Here is a 17,514-nt window from a genome sequence, read left to right on the forward strand (position 1 = left end):
GAGCTCAGAGGCCCGACGTCTCGCGGGCAAGGGGGCGACCAGGACTCGCGACGTCGGTCCGCTCGATCAGGTCGTCGCGCGTCACGGCGCTGGATCGGCGGCCAGCGAGCAGCAGCCAGATCGTGAAGGTGAGCTCGGCGACGATCGACGGGATCGCGACGATCGCGAGCATGAGGTCGGCGACCGCCGCGTAGTCGGCCACCAGGATGTGCACCAGGGTGTCGGCCGCGTACGCGCAGCCCGCCACCGCGAGGACGATGCCGATGAAGCGCGGGGCGATGCGCGAGCGGATGATGATGTCGCCGAGCAGCATCAGGTGCACGCCGAAGGCGATCAGCCCGACATACCACGCGACGTCGAAGGCCGCGAGCATGAGCATCGCCTGCTGCTCCCCGAGAGCGAAGTCGCCGGTGGCGATCTGTAGCCCGAGGAACATGAAGACCGCACCGACACCGAGGAACACCGTATAGACGATGCGGAACCACGCCGCCAGCAGCGACCTCGCGCGGCCAGCCGGCACGAACAGCACATAGAGACCCCAGGCGACGGGGACGTCGATCAGGAACACCAGCACGAACGCGGCGATTCCGACGCGGAACAGCCACTCCTGCGCGCGGATGGCGGCGACGGTCGCCTCGGCGTCGGCGGGATCGACGATCCCCTGCTTCACGACGAAGTTGGCGAAGATCGCGAGCACGAACAAGGCGACGTAACCGGCGCCGGCGACGCGGACTGCGGTACGACGAGTGGTGTCGGAGGGAGTGAGCATGATGCTTCCTTCGGGTCGTGGGTGAGAGTGGTCAGTCGGTGATGCGGAGCACGGCCTTGCCCCGGATGCGGCCGGCGGAGAGGTCGGCGATCGCGTCGTGCACGGCGGCCAGCGGGCGCACCGACTCGACGGTCGACCGCACCGCACCGCTCGCGATCAGCGCCGCAAGGTCGCGGAGTCCGGCCGGCGATGGCGAGGAGATGAAGAAGCCGAGCTTGCGACGCGTGAAGACGGAGCGGATGCTCGCGCCCAGCTGACGGTGCAGGCCGCCGGTCAACCGGTCACCGCCCTCGCCGCCGACCACGACCAGCGTGCCCCTCGGGGTGAGGATCCGCGCCAAGCGAGCGATCGGCAGACGGCCGTTGATGTCGATGATGACGTCGTACCGGTCGGGAAGCTCGGTGACGTCGTCCGCAGCGTAGTCAATGGTGGACCCGGCCCCGAGCGAACGTACGTAGTCGACCTTGGCCGCGCTGGCCACCCCGGTGACCTCGGCGCCTGCCGCGGCAGCGATCTGCACGGCGTAGCCACCGACCCCGCCCGACGCGCCGATCACCAGCACTCGCTGCCCGGCCCGGACAGCGCCGTGATCGCGGACCGCCTCGAGAGCGGTGAGCCCCGACACCGCGACCCCCGCGGCTGCGTCGAGGTCGAGCCCGTCCGGAATGGGTGCGAGCGTGGCGGCGTCCGCGACGGCGTACTCGGCGTAGCTGCCGTCGGCCGTGCCGAAGACTCGGTTGCCGGCAGCGAGTCCGTCGACCTCGTCGCCGAGCGCGACGACCGTGCCCGCGACATCGAAGCCCGGGACGGGCTGGCGCGGTGTCGACAACCCGAACATGGGGCGCACCAGGTAGGGCAGCCCAGCCATGACGTGCCACACCCCACGGTCGAGCCCTGCCGCGTGCACCCGGACCAAGACCTGACCAGTCCCGGGCGTCGGGACCGCGATCTGTTCGAGCTGGAGAACGCCGGGCGCGCCGTAGCCGCGCTGGACGACGGCATGCATGGTGGCGGGCACGGTCTCGGCTGCAGTGCCGGCTACGCACTTCTCGGTCATGGCTCGTTCCCTCGCTGCCTATGCTGGTCCGACGACTGGTTCGTACTTAGTACGGCGATTCCTCAACGATAAACATACTTAGTACGATGAGTCAAGACCCTGCTGAAGGAGGAACGGATGACACTGCCTACGGGCAACGCACGCGCGCCACTGAGCCGCGATCGGATCATCGACGGGGCCGTGGCTCTCGCGGACCAGATCGGGCTCGAGCCGCTGACGATCCGCCGTCTTGCCAGCCACCTCGGAGTCAAACCGATGAGCGTCTACCACTACGTGGACGGCAAGGACGACATCATCGACGGCATGGTTGGCCGGGTGTTCGACGAGGTGGAGCGACCGGACCCCATGGTGCCGTGGCAGGACGGGAGCCGCAGGCGTGCCCGCTCGCTACGGGCGGCGTTACGGCGTCATCCCTGGGCGATCCCGCTCATGGAGTCGCGCCGGAAGCCGGGCACCGATATCCTCGATCATCACGAGGCCGTGGTCGCCACGTGGCTGACGACCGGCTTCCCGCTCCCGATCGTTGCACATGCGCTCGCGGTGGTCGACGCTTTCGTCTACGGCTTCGCCCTGCAGGAGGCGGCACTGCCCTTCGGTGAGTCGAGCGGCGACCTGACCGAGGCAAGCGCGCAGATCATCGCCCCGCTGTCTGCCGAGGACTACCCGGCGCTCGTGCGCTTCACCGCCGAACACGTCATGCGACCTGGGTACGACTTCGGCGACTCGTTCGAGGTCGGTCTCGACTTCGTCCTCGACGGCGTCGAGCGCATGGGTGCCGCGGCGATCGAACGACCTGAGGTCCAGATCCGCGCTTAGCCGGCAGATCAGCGGCGGGCCCTCAGGGCTGTCGACCGCTGCGCTGGCGTGCGATGAACCGGCCGACGGCCAGAGCGATCTGGTCCACGTGAGTCAGGGCGAGATTGTGGTCCGCGTCTGGCACCACGACGTCCTCGGCGTCCGGAAACCACGAGAGGACCTGTTGTCGAACGGCGGCGAACCACTCTCCGCTCGCGGAGCCGCCCACGTACAGCACCGGGCAGGTGATCCGCGCGGCATCACGGTCATCGAACCGCCAGTCGATCAGTGCCGGGACATCGTGTCCGAAGAAGGTCTCCGCGTCCGCAGTCACTTGCTCGACCGAACCGGGAAGCCACCGCTCGAGTGTCGCCCGCCACCCGACTCCCATCAGCAGCGTCAGGAACTCCACGAGCGCGACGGGCGCCCCGCGCTCCCGGTACGACGTCAGCAGTGTCGAGTTCGCGGCGGCAAACTCCTCGACCACCGAGGGCGCGACGACCGGCGGCGGCTCGATCAGTGTCAGCGACCGTACACGCGACGGCCACCTGGCTGCCAGCTCCAGCGCGACGGCCGCGCCGTACGAGGTTGACACGACGTGGGTCGAGGCCAGACCGATTCGCGACAGGAGCTCATGGCAGTCCTCGGCATCCCCGACGACGGTCACGGCACCGCCTGCCGGTGAGCTCGCACCGTACCCGCGCCGGTGATAGAGGACCACCCGGTGGCCTCCGCGTTCGAGGTTCTCTGCCAGCGGCACGAGCTCATCGGCCGTCAGCGCCGTCTGGACAAGAAGGACTGGATCGCCTGAGCCGCGGTCTGCCACCATGACGGTCCCCCCGGGGATGGTCACCGGCTTCATGTCTGTCACGACTCTCCTCCTGCGCTGTCGGTTCCTCGTGTCCGTCTTATTCATACTGCTACGTCAAGGGGGTTCGTCGAGACGCCGCGGGCTGCGACGTGATCGACGAAATGTCTGACTGTTCGTCGACGCGATACAGAACTCTGGCTCCCGACGAGAGGAAGGAGGCTGTGATAGCCGGAGACGTAAGGTGATCACGTGGCTGGCTACCGCAGGTTCTGGAACCAGGGCGGGGCCTGGAAGGCACTCCTGCTGGTGGTCTGTTACTGGCTGCTCTATCAAGGCGTCGCCTGGGTGCTCCACCAGTTCTTCGGTGGCTTCAGGACGGACGGCGGCACGTTCTCCAGCCCTGAGAACGTGTTCTTCGGACAGGCGTTCTCGATCCTGACGACCGGGCTGCTGATGCTGCTGCTGGCGTGGTCCTTCGGTTGGTTGACGGAACTCTTCGGGCCTCAGCCGATCCGTGGCAGCTGGTGGATGTGGACCGCCGTCGTTGTCGTGCTGGGTTTCAACCTCGTGCGGTACGCCGCGGTCGACTATCAGGCAGTCGGTCTGGGCGTGACTGTGATGACCTTGTTTCTCGGTCTGTGCATCGGCTTCACCGAGGAACTGGTCTGCCGCGGGTTCACTGTGCAGCTGCTGCGGCGCGGCGGCTATGGCGAGTGGGCCGTGGCCGCCCTGTCGTCACTGCTGTTCGGGGCGCTGCACGCCGGCAACTTCATCGGTACCACCGACCTGCTCCCGATGATCGTGCTGGTGGCGTACACCAGCATGTTCGGCGTACTGATGTATCTCTCGATGCGGGTGGGCGGCAGCCTGATCTGGCCGATCCTGCTGCACGCTTCCACTGATCCAAGCCAGTTCCTCCTCACCGGTGCGATCGACGAGCAAGGACAGCTCGGCGAAGCCGGCGCCCTGCTACCGATCGCAAACCTCGCGAACCCAGTGGTCATCGTCGTCGGGTTCATGCTGCTGCTCTTCATCCGCGGCCGAGTCGGGCGCGCGTACTACGGCCTTCCCGATCCGAAGGCCGCCGTCACCGATCCCTGAGACTGCATGCTCAGCACGAACGGCGGTAGCGCGCGTAGATCAGTCCGTTGGCGAAGGAGCGCTCCTCGACCAGCCCGCATGACCTGCGGCTATCCGTTCGGCGGCGGTCACCCACACCCGCACTCCCTGATCGTCATTCCATCAGGGTGTTGTCCAACCGGTCTCCCCAGAGCTGCACATGGATCGAAGATCCTCCTCTTCCGGAGGGCCCGCAGCAGGATCGCCGTGCGGATACTCTCCGAACGCCTGAACGACCGGGCAGAGCTGGCTCAGGTGGGTGCTGCCTGTCGAAATCATGATCGGGAAGCAACGGGGGCTGTGCACCCGACGAACCTCGAGCTGGACTGTGGGCGAGTTAGGGTGCGGCCGCAATTCGGATCCGGGTCCCGTCCGGCAGCGCGCGCAGCGCGTTCAGGTCGTAGTCGAACTGCCCCATCACGACCAGCCCCGGCCATCTCCCCGGACTGTCGTAGTAGAGGACCAGTCCCTGGCTCGGGGCGTAGTAGCCGATCTCGCCAGGCCCAGGCGCGTCCGCCCTCGGCACGCCACGCAAAGTCAGAGAGCTTCCAAGAGGGGCCACCTTCTCGACCTGGTTGAAGTCGTTGAAGACCAGTTCGAGGGGGAGCAACTCGAACAGCTCACGCGCCACCGGGTGGTCGTACAGGTCACCGGTGACCAGCGTGTCATTGATCGTCAGCTCGATCTGCATGGAGTCTCCCGTGGTCGGCTTCGGCGTTCACCGTAACCAGCTGACGAGGAGACGAGGAAGTCCCTGCCAGTACCTCCCTGACAGAGACTCCCACCGTGTGAGCGCGCGGGTTGACTGGGCTTGGGCCGCACAGGAGGCGCTCGATCTTGTCGGCTTCGCACTATCTGTATCCCGAGCGAAGCCGACAATCCTGAGCAGGACCACCCGGGCTCGCGGGACATCAGGCGACCGAGTGCAACTCGAAGCGGAGTCCGAGGGCGTTGGTGACCTTGAGGATGGTCGACCAGGTGGGATTGCCGTCCGTGGAGAGTGCCTTGTAGAGGCCGTCGCGGCTCATGCCGACGCGACGGGCGAGTTCACTCATGTTCTGCGAGCGGGCGATGATGCCCAGTGCGTGCGGAACTGCGGTCGGATCTTCGAGGGAGTCTTCGAGGGCGCCTTCCAGAAACGCGGCGACGTCGTCGAGGTCCTTGAGGTAGTCGGCGGCATCGAATTTCTTGTACTTCTCGCTCAGGTCCATGGTGTGCCCTCCTTCTCTTCAGCCTTCTGCTTATCGGCCGACCATTCCGCGGCCAGTTGGTGAGCCTTCTTGATGTCCTTCTGCTGCGTCGACTTATCGCCGCCGCATAGGAGGAGGATCAAGACTTCTCCGTCTTGCAGGTAGTAGATCCGGTATCCCGGACCCACATTGAGGCGGAGCTCCGATAACCCTTTGCCGATCGGCCTGACGTCCCCCGGATTGCCCTGGGCTAGCCTGTCGAGCCGGCGGAGGATGCGGGACTTGCCCCGTTGGTCTTTCAGTCTCTGCAGCCACGAGTCGAATTCGTCAGTGCGGACGACGTCGAGCATGTGTCGACTATAGCTGACACTCTCGGAGGTGGTCGAGCGGGCGCGCAATGGGCGCCACGACCTGTTCGAACAGTCCGATCTCCAGAGCAACACCGGGAGGTCAGCAGCCGGCGTCCGCTCGGCCTCGATAGTCCAGCATCGTGTCGCCGTACTCGCTGGCGGCCCAGGAGGCGAGCAGATGCATCCGCTCCGCCGATGGCGAACCGGGTTCGGCGGCGTAGATGGTGAGAGTCAGCCCTGGTTCAGCGGCCATCTCCAACCCTTCGAAGGCGAGGGTCAGCTCGCCCACCACAGGATGCCGGAAGGTCTTGAAGCCGGTGCCGTGGTGCCGGACGTTGTGCGCCGCCCACAGGCGGCGGAAGTCCTCGCTGCGGGTGCCCAGTTCGCCGATGAGATCGTGTAGCTCCTTGTTGTGCGGATCCCGGCCGGCTTCGGTACGAAGGATCGAGACGGTGATCTCGGCGAAGGAGTTCCAGTCCGGATGGAACTGATACGCGCGCTCGTCGAGAAACGCGAAGCGCGCCAGGTTCGGCGGTTGCCCGGGCATGTCGTAGACGTCGGAGTAGAACGCCCGGGCCAGCAGGTTGACTGCCAGCAGGTCCATGCGCCCGTTGCGGACGAACGCGGGGCCGGCCGTGACGGCATCCAGCGTCCACTGCAGGCTCGGGTGCGGGCTCCAGCACTTCGGGCTACGGCGCCGGGGCGGGCGAGCGACCGGGCTGGCCGCGTGGGCAAGGTCGAACAGATGCGCCCGCTCCGCATCATCGAGACGTAGCGCCTTGGCCAGGCTGTCGAGCACTTCCGGCGAGGCGCCGCTGATCCCGCCGCGTTCGAGCTTGGTGTAGTACTCCACGCTGACGCCGGCAAGCGTGGCCACCTCACTGCGGCGCAAGCCGTTCACTCGGCGGCTCGCGCCCGGTGGTAGACCGACGTCCTCGGGGGTGATCCGGGCACGCCGCGAGGTGAGGAACTCGCGTACCTCCGCCCGGTTGTCCACCGCCCCACGGTATGCCCTGCTGGTGAGCCTGGGGGAGTCCCTCTGAGTACCTCTATCAGCAGAGACTCCCGGGGTGGCGAGGAACGTGCTGAGGTTGGGGCTGTACCCACCACGTCCGAAGAACCCACTCTTTCGAGGAACAGTTATGCGCGCCGTCGTCCTGCATGCACCCGGAGATGTCCGGGTCGAGAACATCGCCGATCCGACGATCGTCGAGCCGACCGATGCGATCATCCGGGTCACCGCCGCGTGTATCTGCGGCTCTGACCTGTGGCCGTACCGCGGCTACGAGGACGTCAACGGACCCACGCCGATGGGTCACGAGTACATCGGCATCGTCGAGCAGGTCGGTGATGCCGTACGCGATATCGAGGTCGGCGACTATGTGGTCGGCTCGTTCGTCGCCTCCGACAACTCCTGCGAGATCTGCCGGGCGGGGTTCCAGTCCCGCTGCATCCATCAGGTGATGATGGGCTCGGTCGGCACCCAGTCCGAGTACGCCCGGATCCCGCTGGCCGACGGCACCCTGGTCAAGGTTCCGGGCGAGCCCACCGAGGAGCAGGCCCGCAGTCTGCTGGCCGCCTCCGATGTGCTCGGCACCGGGTGGTTCGCCGCGGTCGCCGCCGAGGCAGGGCCCGGCAAGACCGTCGCCGTGGTGGGCGACGGCGCGGTCGGGCTGCTGGCCATCCTGGCCGCCCAGCGGCTCGGAGCCGAGCGGATCATCGCCATGTCCCGGCACGCCGACCGGCAGGCACTGGCCCGTACGTTCGGCGCCACCGACATCGTCACCGAGCGCGGCGAGGCGGGGATCGCCAAGATCAAGGAGCTGACCGGAGGCTACGGCGCGCACTCGACGGTCGAGGCCGTCGGCACCCAGGAATCGATGCTGCAGGCCATCGGTGCGACCCGTCCAGGTGGACACGTCGGCTATGTCGGTGTCTCGCACGGTGTCGAACTCAACGGGCTGGACCTGTTCTTCGCCACCGTCAGTCTGCTTGGCGGCCCGGCCCCGGTACGCCGGTTCTTGCCCGAGTTGGTCGAGCTGATCATGACCGACCAGATCAACCCCGGCGTGGTCTTCGACCTCACGCTGCCGATCGAGGACGCCGCCAAGGGCTACGCGGCAATGGACGAGCGGCGTGCGACCAAGGTGCTGCTGACCCTGTGACCGAGTCCAAGACCAACAAGGCGATACCGCAGCTGGGCTATTGCCCCGACTGTGAGTACCTGGGCGACCAGCCAGCCCCGGAAGCGGTGAGCGGCCAGGCAGACGTTGCCGACCGGCATCGTGCTCTGGTCACCTCCGGGCTGGTGGCGACCGTGGTCTTCCTGACCGCGATCGCCCCGTTGGCAACCGACATGTACGTGCCGGCGTTCCCGCGCGTCGCCGCCGAGCTGTCCGCCACCGCCACCCAGGTCCAGCTGACCCTGACCACGTTCTTCGTCGGGATGGCTCTCGGTCAGCTGATGGGCGGACCCGTGTCCGATCAGCGCGGCCGCCGCGGGCCGCTGCTCGTCGCGATCGTGGTGATGACCGTGGCCTCGGTGGTCTGCGCGCTCACCCCCACGATCGGGGTCATGGCCGGCGCCCGGTTGGTCCAAGGTTTCGCCGGCGGTTGGGCGATGGTGATCGGCCGAGCAGTGATCGTCGACCTCGCCACCGGAGCTCAACTGGTCCGGGTGCTGAACATCATCGCGGCCGTCGGCGGCATCGCCCCGATCGTCGGCCCACTGCTGGGTGCGGTCATCTTGCAGCTGTCTCACTGGCGGGTCTCGTTCTGGACGGTCGCCGCGCTCGGGGTGGCGATGATCGTCTGCGTACTCGTCGTCGTACCGGAGACTCTGCCTCCGGAGCGGCGGCACGCCGGTGGACTGCGGGCGTTCGTCGTCGCCGGCCGGGAGGTGCTGCGCAACCGGCGCTACGTCGGCTATGTGCTCGTCTCCGGATCGGCGATGGGTGCGGTGTTCGCCTACGTCGCCACCTCGGCGTTCGTGCTCCAATCGATGAACGGCATGTCGCCGATCGGCTATTCGGTCGACTTCGCCGCCAACGCGGTCGGGATGACCGTGGCCTCGTTCGTGGCGGCCCGGCTCGCCGGCCGGGTCGCCACCCGTACGGTCATCGCGGTCGGGCAGGTCGCCGCACTAGCCGCCGGCATCGGCATGCTGATCGGTGCGCTCTGGTTCGACACTCCGTTGCTGGTCGCCATCGTCTGCTTCTTCGTGCTGATGACCGCGCAGGGCCTGATCGGTCCCAACGGCGGCGCGCTCGCCGCCGCGGAGGTCCCCGAGCATCCCGGCACCGGGTCCGCGCTCCTCGGTTTCGTGCAGTGGGTTGCCGCCGGTGTCATCGCGCCGATCGCTGGACTCGGCGGCGAGCACACCGCCGTCCCGATGGCCGTGTTGATGATCCTGACCATCGCCATCTCCATGGTCGGGCTCTTCGTCTTCGCCCGACCGAGCCGCTGACGACCGGACCTTCTCGGCGTTTGCCGCCGGGCCACAAGCGGCCGCGAGTAGCGTGTGTACTCCGCACGTCTCGCGCCGCCGGCTGTCAGACGTAGTTGGCAGCAAGGAGACGGACGCCAGTGTCAATCAATGCCATCACCCTCATCGTCGAGCAGCCCAGCACGATTGCGCGCCGCCTGCACGACGCGTTCGGCTGGACCATCACGCAGGACTTCGGCGCATTCGCTGAGCTGGCCACGGGGAACGGTGCTGTCGTCTGGCTCAACGTTCCGAGCGAATCCACCACCGCACTCCAGCAAGGGGTGGTGGTGCACTGCTGGGTTGACGATGTCAGGAGCGCTGCCGACAGGGCCCGCGCTGCCGGCGCCACCATCCTCCGCGAACCGGCGGCCATGGACTATGGCATGGAATCGGCCTGGGCGCAGGTCCAAGACGGACCGATCGTTGACCTCACCCGACCTCTGTGAGTCGCAGGCGCCTCGACGTCGGCCAATGAGGCGTCGGCTCCGCCACTCGATCGGCGGCACTAGACCAACGGCTCTACGAGCGAAGAGCACGCCGATTTCCAGCCAGCACGAATGCCCGGCAGCCTGGTCCACGACCAAGAAGTCGTCGGACCCGGATCGCTACCGTCAAGGCCACAGGTCCCGTGCTCGCCGAGTGGACGCCCAATCCTGCTTTCCACGAAACTGCTCGCCCGTGTCAACCGCACCATAGACCTCGTCGTAGCGACGCTCTACGTTCCGGTGCGATCTGCAACGCGGCTGGGGAATCCTGAGTGCGAGATCGGATGCGATCAGGCCGCATGTGGGTGAGTTTTGGAACACCTCGATGTATCAGCGCAGAGGCTTCACGAGTATGAGTGTGGGGCCGGTCCAGTCGAGGCCTTGGTGTTCCTCGAGCGGCACGAATCCCATCGATGCGTAGAAATCGCGTGTTTGGGCGTAGCCGGTGTCTTGGTACGACGGCCCGACAGTGTGAACGGAGAAGAGCTGTGCACCGGTGGAGATGAGGTCGGATGCGGCGCGTCGGACGAGTCGTTGCCCAACTCCCGTCCGTCGGTATGCAGCATGAACGGCGAGTAGATGCAGCTCGCCCGTTTCGGGGTAGTGGCGGCGGATCAGCGCAACGCCGACGCAACGGTCGCCAGACCAAGCGGTCAAACTCTCGTAGGCGAGGTCTGCGGCATCACGAATGTACTGCTGGATGGCTTCTTCGATGCCGAACCACTGGGGCAGAGACCGCAGCACTCGTTCGACCCCGGCGGGATCACGTCGGGCTGCGATGGTCACCGGGCTCGTCGTCGGGGTCACCTCGGCCGCATCCCCGCGGTGCGGCACAGGCGGAGGGCATCAGGAGACGCAGTCTCGCCGGCGGGGCCGAACGCCATCGAGGCCCGTCCAGGGTCGAGATAGGTGGATAGCTGTCGAGGTAGAGCTGGGCGGGCTGTTCGCGGTCCGCACTGGTGAGGGCCCGGATGTGGACGTCGAACAGGGGGAGCGGGCACGGCCGCGATGTCGGGGGATTGGCCAACGAGAGTGCTGGTGGGCATGGCTGTCCTTCAAAATGAGTGGTGAGTAACAACGCGAGGTGTCACATCACTGACGAGCCATGCCGTGATTGTAGTCACCAGCAGCGCCTAGCAGGCAGCCAGCCGTCGCGTTCGCAAGCCGTTCGCCGTCCGGATCGTCGCGAGGTGACGGGAGGAGTAGTAGTCGCCCTCTCGATGTCGGGCGTTCCGCTGAATGGCAGACTCGTGGCAGGGATTCGGTGCGAGGTCGCACCAGATCCTTCCCAGGACCCGCGGATCAGCCGATCGTGGATGAGGGGCCTTCTCGATGGCGATCACACGGCCGAGTCTTCACCACCAGTAGGCGGGTTGGGTGGTGTAGGGCTGCTCGAGTCGGGTGATCTCGTCGTCGGTGAGGGTGATGTCGAGGGCGGCGACGGCGTCTGCGAGATGGTGGGGCTTGGTGGCGCCGACGATGGGAGCGGCCACGACCTGCTTGGACAGCAGCCAGGCGATCCCGATCTGCGCCATCGGCACTCCGCGTTCCGCGGCGATCTGCTGCACGGCGTCGACGACCGGCTTGTCGATGTCGAGGTCGAAGGTCTTGGCGACCTGATCGCTGTCGCCGCGCCGGGTGTGCTGGCCCCATGGCCTGGCGAGTCTTCCCTTGCCGAGGGGTGAATAGGGGATCGCGCCGACGCCCAGGTCGAGGCACATCGGCAGCATCTCGCGCTCTTCCTCGCGCTTCAGCAGGTTGTACTGGTCCCCCATCGAGACGAACCGCGTCCAGCCACCCAGGACGGCCGCGTGCTGCAATTTGGCGAACTGCCAGGCCCACATCGACGACGCACCGATATAGCGGACCTTGCCGGCCTTGACCACGTCGTGCAGGGTCTCCATGGTCTCCTCGACCGGGACATCGTCGTCGAAACGGTGGATCTGATAGAGATCGATGTAGTCCGTCCCGAGCCTGGTCAGCGAGGCGTCCAGCTGCTCCAGAATCGCCTTGCGGGACAGCCCAGAACCGCCGGGCCCATCGTGCATCTTGTTGTGGACCTTGGTGGCCAGCACGATGTCCTCGCGTCTGGCGTACGTCTTGATCGCCCGGCCCACGAACTCCTCCGAGCTACCTCCGCCATAGCCGTTGGCGGTGTCCCAGAACGTCACGCCCAGCTCGACGGCCTGCCGGAAGAACGGCTGCGCAGCCTCCTCGTCGAGGGTCCAGGCGTGGAAGCCAGGGTTTCCGAAGCTCATGCATCCCATGCCGATCCGGCTGATCTTGAGCCCGGACCGTCCCAACCGTTGATATTCCATCTGACCTGTCCTTCTTTCCTTCATCGCTGCCGTGCGCCATACCTCAGAGATCAGTTCACCTGGAAGTGGCGACGCGCTGGGAGACTCTGCCATAGGTGGTAATGGCAATGTCTCCCGGCGCTGGCTGAAGCTGCCGTACCGTCGATGGTTGTGGACAACCGCGCCGAGGTACGTGACTTCTTGACCTCACGTCGGGCCCGGCTCACCCCGGACCAGGCTGGCGTGACTAGTTTCGGGGCTCGCCGCGTGCCAGGGCTGCGCCGGGCCGAGGTTGCGCAGCTGGCCGGGGTCAGCATCGAGTACTACATCCGACTCGAGCGCGGCAATCTCACGGGCGTGTCGGAGACCGTGCTCGAGGCGCTGGCTGCCGGCTTACGACTGGATGAGTCCGAGCGCACCTATCTGTTCGATCTCGCAAGGGCGGCTTCCCCGACAGGCTCCCGTCGCCGATCGCCGAAGCCGCAGGCCCGCGAGCTGCGGCCCAGTCTGCAGCGGCTACTGGACTCGATGGTCGCCATCCCCGCCTTCATCCGCAACGGCCGACTCGACGTCCTCGGCATCAACGCCATGGGCCGCGCCCTCTACAGCCTCGCGTACGAATCACCGACCCGGCCGGTGAACCTGGCTCGGTTCGTGTTCCTCGACCCGCGTGCTCACCTGCTGCACCCGAACTGGGTGGCGTCGGCGAGCACCACGGTGTCGATTCTGCGGGCCGAGGCGGGGCGCGATCCGTACGACAAAGCCCTGTCCGATCTGGTGGGGGAGTTGGCCACCCGCAGCGAGGAGTTCCGCACTCGCTGGACCGCGCACAACGTCGAGCTGCACCGGATCGGCAGCAAGCACTTCCGCCGCCCGGAGGTCGGCGATCTGAACCTCAGCTTCGATGCCCTGGACGTGCCCGGCGAGCCGGGTTGGACTCTGACTGCCTACAGCGCGGATCCGGGCACCCCGGACGCCGACAACCTGGCCCTGCTCGCCAGCTGGGCGGCCACCCACCTGGTCGGCACGGCCGGCCAACGCATGACCCAGTAGTCAGGCCAGCTCCTGCTCTATCGGTCGAGTGCGACCAGGACCCGCCGACGGTTGTCGGTGTCGACCTGATCGTGTGCCCTCGCGACGTCCGCGAGGGCGAATGGCGACGCCGTGGGGATGACGAGGTGTCCCTCGCGGGCGGCGGTGGTGAGATCGATCGCGGCGCTGCGTTTCGCCTCGACGGGGAAATCGTCGCTACCGAGCAGACGGATGGTGATGTTGTCGAACAGCATGGGCCAGAAGTCGAAACACGGCCGCGGATCGCGGGTCGCGTAGGCGGCGATCACCGCGCCGTTGGCGGCTACCGCGGCATCGAGGGCGATGTTGTCGGAGAACGCGACTTCGATGACGCGATCCACCCCGGCTGGCGTGTGCCGGCGGATAGCACCAATGGGGTCCGGGTCATCGAGTGCGACGACTCGTTCGGCCGCTGGTCCGGTCAGATGGGCAAGGTCACTGTGGCGGCGGACGGTGCTGATCACCATGGCGCCTCCCCAGTCAGCGAGTTGGGCGGCGAGCGATCCGACCGCGCCGAGGGCGCCGTGCACGAGCACGGTCTGGCCGCCGACAGGTCCGTCGGCGAACACGGCGCGGTGCGCGGTGATCCCAGGGATGCCGAGACATGCGCCGACGATGTCATCGACCTCGTCAGGCAGTCCGACGGCGGTGGTGTCGGGTACCACGGTATACTCGGCGGCAGTGCCGAAGGGACGGTAGGACTGGGCGTTGTAGACCCAGACCCGTTGCCCGATGCGTGTCGGGCTGACGCCGGCGCCGACCTGGTCGATGACCCCCGCGCCGTCGCTGTGAGGGATCACTCGCGGATAGGGCATCGCCGAACCGAAGTAGCCGGCCCGCTTCTTGGTGTCGCCGGGACTGACCCCGGAGTAGTGCAGTCGTACGCGCACCTCACCCGGTCCTGGCTCGGGGTCGGGAAGCACACCGAGGTGCAACACCTCGTCGGCTGGTCCCTGGTGGTCGTAGTAGACGGCTCGCATGGCCCCTCCTCGGTTGAGTGATCGAACCACGTCATCCCGATAGTTATTCCTGAGAATATACTTCCTTTGACTGAGCCGAAGAAGCCCGGCTGGCCGCGACATGCCGAGGAGGTCGGCTGTTGCGCCGTCGATCTTGGATCACGAGAATCTGGCGGGGAAGCCGGGCATCAAGGCTGACCGTGAATCCGTACAGGAAGGACGTTCATGCTGCTCAACCCGTGGGTTCCGGCCCAGATCGACTCACCGGTGGGTGCGGCGTACGACTTGCTTTCCCAGCGGGCCGGTCGGCTGCCGCTGCTGGATCTGTCCCAGGCATCGCCGCCCTATCCGCCGGCGCCGGCGGTGGTGGACCACCTGCAGCGTTGCCTGGCCGACGGGGCAAGCGCGGGTTACACCGACGTGCCGGGTCTGCCCAAGCTGCGGGAGGCGTTCGCCGCGGATCTGAGCCAGGACTACGACGCCGCGTTGGAGCCCGGGAACGTCCAGGTGACCTCGGGCTGTAATCAGGCATTCTGCCTGGTCGCCGGGGTGCTGGCGCAGCCCGGCGACGAGATCGTGCTGCCGTTGCCGTACTACTTCAATCACGACATGTGGCTGCGGCTGAACGGGATCACCCCGGTCTACCTCGAGCCCGACGCCGATCTGGTGGCGCGCGCCACAGCGCTGGAGGCGCTGATCACTCCACGTACGCGGGCAGTGCTGCTGGTCACGCCGGGCAACCCGACCGGTGTGACCATCCCGCCGGAGGAGATCGCGGCGTTCGCCGAGGTTGCCCGCCGGCACGACATCGCGCTCGTGCTGGACGAGACCTATCGGTCGTTCCGCGCCACCGAGGGACCGGCCCATGCCCTGTACGCGGAGGCCGACTGGAGCGATCACGTGATCGGGCTGTTCTCCTTCTCCAAGGAGTTCGCGATCCCCGGCTACCGGGTCGGCGCGGTCGTCGCTGGGCCGAAGGTCGGTCGGGAGGTGGCCAAGCTGATGGACTGCGTCGCCGTCTGCGCGCCGAAGATCGGGCAGGAGGCGGCCTGGGCCGGCCTCACCCGAGCCACCGACTGGCGGATCGAGCGGGCGGCCGAGATGGCGTCCCGGCGAGCGGCGTTTCGGGCCGCGCTGGCCGATCAGCCGGGCGGATTCGAGATCTTGGCCTGTGGTGGCTACTTCGGCTGGCTCCGGCATCCGTTCCATGACGAGCCGACACCGGAGGTGGCCCGGAGATTGCTGGTCGACCATGACCTGTTGCTGCTACCGGGTACGGCGTTCGAGCCGACCGACAGCCGCTCGCTTCGAGTGAGCATTGCCGGCGTGGATGAGGGAACCGCCGGCGACCTCGCCGATCGGTTGCGGTCAGCAGCTGCCTGAGATGTGCGCCGGGTGGCCACGAGGCTGCTGACAGAAACTCGTCCCGACCAGCCCGCCGAGACCCACCTCACACCAGTTGGGCCCTGAGTCGGGGCTGATATATCACTTCGTGATCGGGTGAGGCGACGGTTCACAGCGCTCGTCCGCGCCGCGTCTGGGTTGAAGTGGGTAGTGAGCGGGTTCGCAGCTCTTCTGCGGGATCGGACTGTCAGTGGCGGGTCGTAGCGTGCTGGTCATGTCGGAAACGTCAGCGCCGGAGCCGCAGGCTCGTTCGGATTCTGGGGTCCCCGGGTCGTCGGGTACTGCTGGTATCGCTCAGGCGCATGATCGCTACTTTCGGGCTGGGCTGCAGGGCCGGGCTGAGCAGGTGGCGTTGATCGGCTCCCTGTTCCCGACACTGGTGCCGTTGCTGGATGCCGACAGTGTGACCGTGTTGGACGGCACCTACGTCGATGAGGAGTTGACCCTGCGTCAGACCGATCTGGCGTTACAGGTGTCGTTGGCGGGCCGGGAGGTGATCGTCTACGTGCTGGTCGAGCATCAAAGCAGTGTGGATCCGTTGATGGCGTTACGGATGCTGCGGTATCAGGTCCGGATCTGGGACCGGTATCTACAAGCGAACCCGACCGTGACGAGGGTGCCGGCGATCTTGCCGGCGGTGGTCTACCAAGGACGCAGGGCGTGGACCGCGGCCGCGGATCTGCGGGACCTGCTGGATCTGGACCCGGCGACGGCAGCGGAGTTGGCTGAGTTTCTGCCGCAGGTGCCGTACCGGCTGGATGACTGGGGCCAGGTTGATGTCGAAGCGTTGCGGGCGCGGCCGGTGACGGCGGCGTTGCGGTTGATCCAGGTGTTGTTGTCCCAGGTTTCGGACCAGCCTGATCTTCTCGGGTTCTTGGAGACTCTGCACGATGACCTGCTTGAGGTTGCCGCGGCGCCGGGTGGATCGCAGCAGTTGTTCGCCGCGTTCACGTACATTGTGAATGTCAGTGATGTTTCGACCGAAGAGCTCCAACCGTTTGTCAGTCGTTTGGGACCTGTTGTGCAGGAGGCACTCATGACCACCGCCGAGAAACTCCGCGCCGAAGGCCGTGTCGAGGGCCGAGTCGAGGGGCAGGCCGAGCTTCTGCTGGAGCAGCTGACCGTGAAGTTCGGGCCGCAGCCTGTCGGGATTCAGGCCCGAGTGTTCACTGCGACCAGTGACCAACTGCACACGTGGGCCCGGCGAATTCTCAACGCCATGAGCGTCGACGAGGTCCTCGACTGAACTGACGCGGAGGAACTCCCGGCCGACGAGCCCGACGAGATCTTCCTTGCTGTCCCAATACAGATAGACGGTGCCCTTGCCGACGTGGCGCGACTCGCGGTGTCGCCGACCGTGAACCCTCGGCTGCCGCGACGCAGCAGCAGTTCGCGGGCGGCACCGAGAATTCGGGCGGCCTTCGGCGAGGCGTGCTCAGGCAGTTGCGTCGGCGGCAACGGAGATCCCCTCCGGATGCTGCTGGGTCTGGCTCGGCTGGTCGCCCGTCGAGTCGGTCGAGTTGGTCGAATCGGCCGTCGCCTGGCTGCTGACAGCGGCGACGATGTCGGTCTCCTTGCGGGCGATGTCCGGCTCGGGCATCACCTTGGCGATCAGCCGGCCGACGATCGGCCACTGCAGGGTCCGCATCATGATCCGGCGTACGGCGATCTGGCCCCGGGTCGGCGGCACGAAAGAACGCCCGTTGAGTGTGCCGCTGGT

General features: G+C 66.8%; 19 protein-coding genes. 8 read left to right on the top strand and 11 right to left on the bottom strand.

Going from position 1 to position 17,514, the window contains the following annotated elements; all coding sequences use genetic code 11:
* Positions 1 to 4 precede the first annotated feature (4 nt).
* Together MLP_RS04555 and MLP_RS04560 are read right to left on the bottom strand one after the other, a co-directional pair.
* Positions 5 to 769 carry a DUF4386 domain-containing protein gene (locus tag MLP_RS04555; protein WP_013861839.1) on the bottom strand — a complete coding sequence of 255 codons (765 nt, stop codon included), beginning with the start codon at positions 767 to 769 and terminating at the stop codon, positions 5 to 7.
* Between the two features lie 31 nt (positions 770 to 800).
* On the bottom strand, positions 801 to 1,826 hold the full coding sequence (locus MLP_RS04560) for an NAD(P)-dependent alcohol dehydrogenase (protein WP_013861840.1): 1,026 nt from the start codon (positions 1,824 to 1,826) through the stop codon (positions 801 to 803).
* A gap of 117 nt (positions 1,827 to 1,943) precedes the next feature.
* On the opposite strand from MLP_RS04560, the gene MLP_RS04565 reads away from it, so the two are divergent.
* Complete coding sequence (locus tag MLP_RS04565) at positions 1,944 to 2,642, top strand: TetR/AcrR family transcriptional regulator (protein ID WP_013861841.1); 699 nt, start codon at positions 1,944 to 1,946, stop codon at positions 2,640 to 2,642.
* A gap of 22 nt (positions 2,643 to 2,664) precedes the next feature.
* On the opposite strand, the gene MLP_RS04570 is transcribed toward MLP_RS04565, so the two are convergent.
* Positions 2,665 to 3,483 (bottom strand): alpha/beta fold hydrolase, encoded by an 819-nt coding sequence (locus MLP_RS04570; protein WP_049804455.1) that lies wholly within the window; start codon positions 3,481 to 3,483, stop codon positions 2,665 to 2,667.
* A 198-nt stretch (positions 3,484 to 3,681) separates the two neighbouring features.
* On the opposite strand from MLP_RS04570, the gene MLP_RS04575 reads away from it, so the two are divergent.
* Positions 3,682 to 4,533 carry a CPBP family intramembrane glutamic endopeptidase gene (locus tag MLP_RS04575; RefSeq protein WP_013861843.1) on the top strand — a complete coding sequence of 284 codons (852 nt, stop codon included), beginning with the start codon at positions 3,682 to 3,684 and terminating at the stop codon, positions 4,531 to 4,533.
* Positions 4,534 to 4,888: 355 nt separating this feature from the next.
* Here MLP_RS04575 and MLP_RS04580 read toward each other — a convergent pair whose 3' ends face one another.
* The 4 genes from MLP_RS04580 to MLP_RS04595 all read right to left on the bottom strand — a co-directional run bounded on the left by MLP_RS04580 (position 4,889) and on the right by MLP_RS04595 (position 7,088).
* Positions 4,889 to 5,242, bottom strand: a complete 354-nt coding sequence (locus MLP_RS04580) for a cyclophilin-like fold protein (protein ID WP_013861844.1) — start codon at positions 5,240 to 5,242, stop codon at positions 4,889 to 4,891.
* A gap of 220 nt (positions 5,243 to 5,462) precedes the next feature.
* Positions 5,463 to 5,762 (bottom strand): addiction module antidote protein, encoded by a 300-nt coding sequence (locus MLP_RS04585; protein ID WP_013861845.1) that lies wholly within the window; start codon positions 5,760 to 5,762, stop codon positions 5,463 to 5,465.
* Positions 5,753 to 6,091, bottom strand: coding sequence for a type II toxin-antitoxin system RelE/ParE family toxin (locus MLP_RS04590; RefSeq protein ID WP_013861846.1), 339 nt, complete (start codon positions 6,089 to 6,091; stop codon positions 5,753 to 5,755). Before MLP_RS04590 ends, MLP_RS04585 begins: the two co-directional genes overlap by 10 nt.
* A 100-nt stretch (positions 6,092 to 6,191) precedes the next feature.
* Positions 6,192 to 7,088 (bottom strand): helix-turn-helix transcriptional regulator, encoded by an 897-nt coding sequence (locus tag MLP_RS04595; protein WP_013861847.1) that lies wholly within the window; start codon positions 7,086 to 7,088, stop codon positions 6,192 to 6,194.
* Positions 7,089 to 7,233: 145 nt separating this feature from the next.
* Between MLP_RS04595 and MLP_RS04600 the strand changes: the two genes are divergently transcribed.
* The 3 genes from MLP_RS04600 to MLP_RS04610 all read left to right on the top strand — a co-directional run bounded on the left by MLP_RS04600 (position 7,234) and on the right by MLP_RS04610 (position 10,024).
* Entirely contained in the window at positions 7,234 to 8,256 is a 1,023-nt protein-coding gene (locus tag MLP_RS04600; protein ID WP_013861848.1) for a zinc-dependent alcohol dehydrogenase family protein, read from the top strand.
* Complete coding sequence (locus MLP_RS04605; protein ID WP_231851417.1) at positions 8,253 to 9,557, top strand: multidrug effflux MFS transporter; 1,305 nt, start codon at positions 8,253 to 8,255, stop codon at positions 9,555 to 9,557. Before MLP_RS04600 ends, MLP_RS04605 begins: the two co-directional genes overlap by 4 nt.
* 119 nt (positions 9,558 to 9,676) lie before the next feature.
* Complete coding sequence (locus MLP_RS04610) at positions 9,677 to 10,024, top strand: VOC family protein (protein ID WP_013861850.1); 348 nt, start codon at positions 9,677 to 9,679, stop codon at positions 10,022 to 10,024.
* A gap of 369 nt (positions 10,025 to 10,393) precedes the next feature.
* Here MLP_RS04610 and MLP_RS04615 read toward each other — a convergent pair whose 3' ends face one another.
* On the bottom strand, positions 10,394 to 10,849 hold the full coding sequence (locus MLP_RS04615; protein WP_197536502.1) for a GNAT family N-acetyltransferase: 456 nt from the start codon (positions 10,847 to 10,849) through the stop codon (positions 10,394 to 10,396).
* Between the two features lie 569 nt (positions 10,850 to 11,418).
* Positions 11,419 to 12,381: an aldo/keto reductase gene (locus MLP_RS04620; protein WP_013861853.1), complete on the bottom strand. Its 963-nt coding sequence runs from the start codon at positions 12,379 to 12,381 to the stop codon at positions 11,419 to 11,421.
* A gap of 144 nt (positions 12,382 to 12,525) precedes the next feature.
* On the opposite strand from MLP_RS04620, the gene MLP_RS04625 reads away from it, so the two are divergent.
* The gene (locus MLP_RS04625; protein WP_013861854.1) at positions 12,526 to 13,413 is read left to right on the top strand and encodes a helix-turn-helix transcriptional regulator; all 888 of its coding nucleotides are present in this window, start codon (positions 12,526 to 12,528) and stop codon (positions 13,411 to 13,413) included.
* A 17-nt stretch (positions 13,414 to 13,430) separates the two neighbouring features.
* On the opposite strand, the gene MLP_RS04630 is transcribed toward MLP_RS04625, so the two are convergent.
* The gene (locus MLP_RS04630; RefSeq protein ID WP_013861855.1) at positions 13,431 to 14,411 is read right to left on the bottom strand and encodes an NADPH:quinone reductase; all 981 of its coding nucleotides are present in this window, start codon (positions 14,409 to 14,411) and stop codon (positions 13,431 to 13,433) included.
* Between the two features lie 204 nt (positions 14,412 to 14,615).
* Here MLP_RS04630 and MLP_RS04635 point away from each other — a divergent pair, with 204 nt between their 5' ends.
* Complete coding sequence (locus MLP_RS04635; protein ID WP_013861856.1) at positions 14,616 to 15,773, top strand: aminotransferase; 1,158 nt, start codon at positions 14,616 to 14,618, stop codon at positions 15,771 to 15,773.
* Positions 15,774 to 16,008: 235 nt separating this feature from the next.
* Positions 16,009 to 17,040, top strand: coding sequence for an Rpn family recombination-promoting nuclease/putative transposase (locus MLP_RS04640; protein WP_013861857.1), 1,032 nt, complete (start codon positions 16,009 to 16,011; stop codon positions 17,038 to 17,040).
* Positions 17,041 to 17,229: 189 nt separating this feature from the next.
* On the opposite strand, the gene MLP_RS04645 is transcribed toward MLP_RS04640, so the two are convergent.
* The gene (locus MLP_RS04645) at positions 17,230 to 17,484 is read right to left on the bottom strand and encodes a hypothetical protein (protein ID WP_013861858.1); all 255 of its coding nucleotides are present in this window, start codon (positions 17,482 to 17,484) and stop codon (positions 17,230 to 17,232) included.
* Positions 17,485 to 17,514: the final 30 nt, after the last annotated feature.

This window comes from Microlunatus phosphovorus NM-1, assembly GCF_000270245.1.
Lineage (GTDB): Bacteria > Actinomycetota > Actinomycetes > Propionibacteriales > Propionibacteriaceae > Microlunatus > Microlunatus phosphovorus.

Coding starts and splice junctions, on each gene's coding strand:
- MLP_RS04555 (WP_013861839.1), bottom strand. CDS start 769: ATGCTCACTCCCTCCGACACCACTCGTCGTACCGCAGTCCGCGTCGCC.
- MLP_RS04560 (WP_013861840.1), bottom strand. CDS start 1,826: ATGACCGAGAAGTGCGTAGCCGGCACTGCAGCCGAGACCGTGCCCGCC.
- MLP_RS04565 (WP_013861841.1), top strand. CDS start 1,944: ATGACACTGCCTACGGGCAACGCACGCGCGCCACTGAGCCGCGATCGG.
- MLP_RS04570 (WP_049804455.1), bottom strand. CDS start 3,483: ATGAAGCCGGTGACCATCCCCGGGGGGACCGTCATGGTGGCAGACCGC.
- MLP_RS04580 (WP_013861844.1), bottom strand. CDS start 5,242: ATGCAGATCGAGCTGACGATCAATGACACGCTGGTCACCGGTGACCTG.
- MLP_RS04585 (WP_013861845.1), bottom strand. CDS start 5,762: ATGGACCTGAGCGAGAAGTACAAGAAATTCGATGCCGCCGACTACCTC.
- MLP_RS04590 (WP_013861846.1), bottom strand. CDS start 6,091: ATGCTCGACGTCGTCCGCACTGACGAATTCGACTCGTGGCTGCAGAGA.
- MLP_RS04600 (WP_013861848.1), top strand. CDS start 7,234: ATGCGCGCCGTCGTCCTGCATGCACCCGGAGATGTCCGGGTCGAGAAC.
- MLP_RS04620 (WP_013861853.1), bottom strand. CDS start 12,381: ATGGAATATCAACGGTTGGGACGGTCCGGGCTCAAGATCAGCCGGATC.
- MLP_RS04625 (WP_013861854.1), top strand. CDS start 12,526: ATGGTTGTGGACAACCGCGCCGAGGTACGTGACTTCTTGACCTCACGT.
- MLP_RS04630 (WP_013861855.1), bottom strand. CDS start 14,411: ATGCGAGCCGTCTACTACGACCACCAGGGACCAGCCGACGAGGTGTTG.
- MLP_RS04635 (WP_013861856.1), top strand. CDS start 14,616: ATGCTGCTCAACCCGTGGGTTCCGGCCCAGATCGACTCACCGGTGGGT.
- MLP_RS04640 (WP_013861857.1), top strand. CDS start 16,009: ATGTCGGAAACGTCAGCGCCGGAGCCGCAGGCTCGTTCGGATTCTGGG.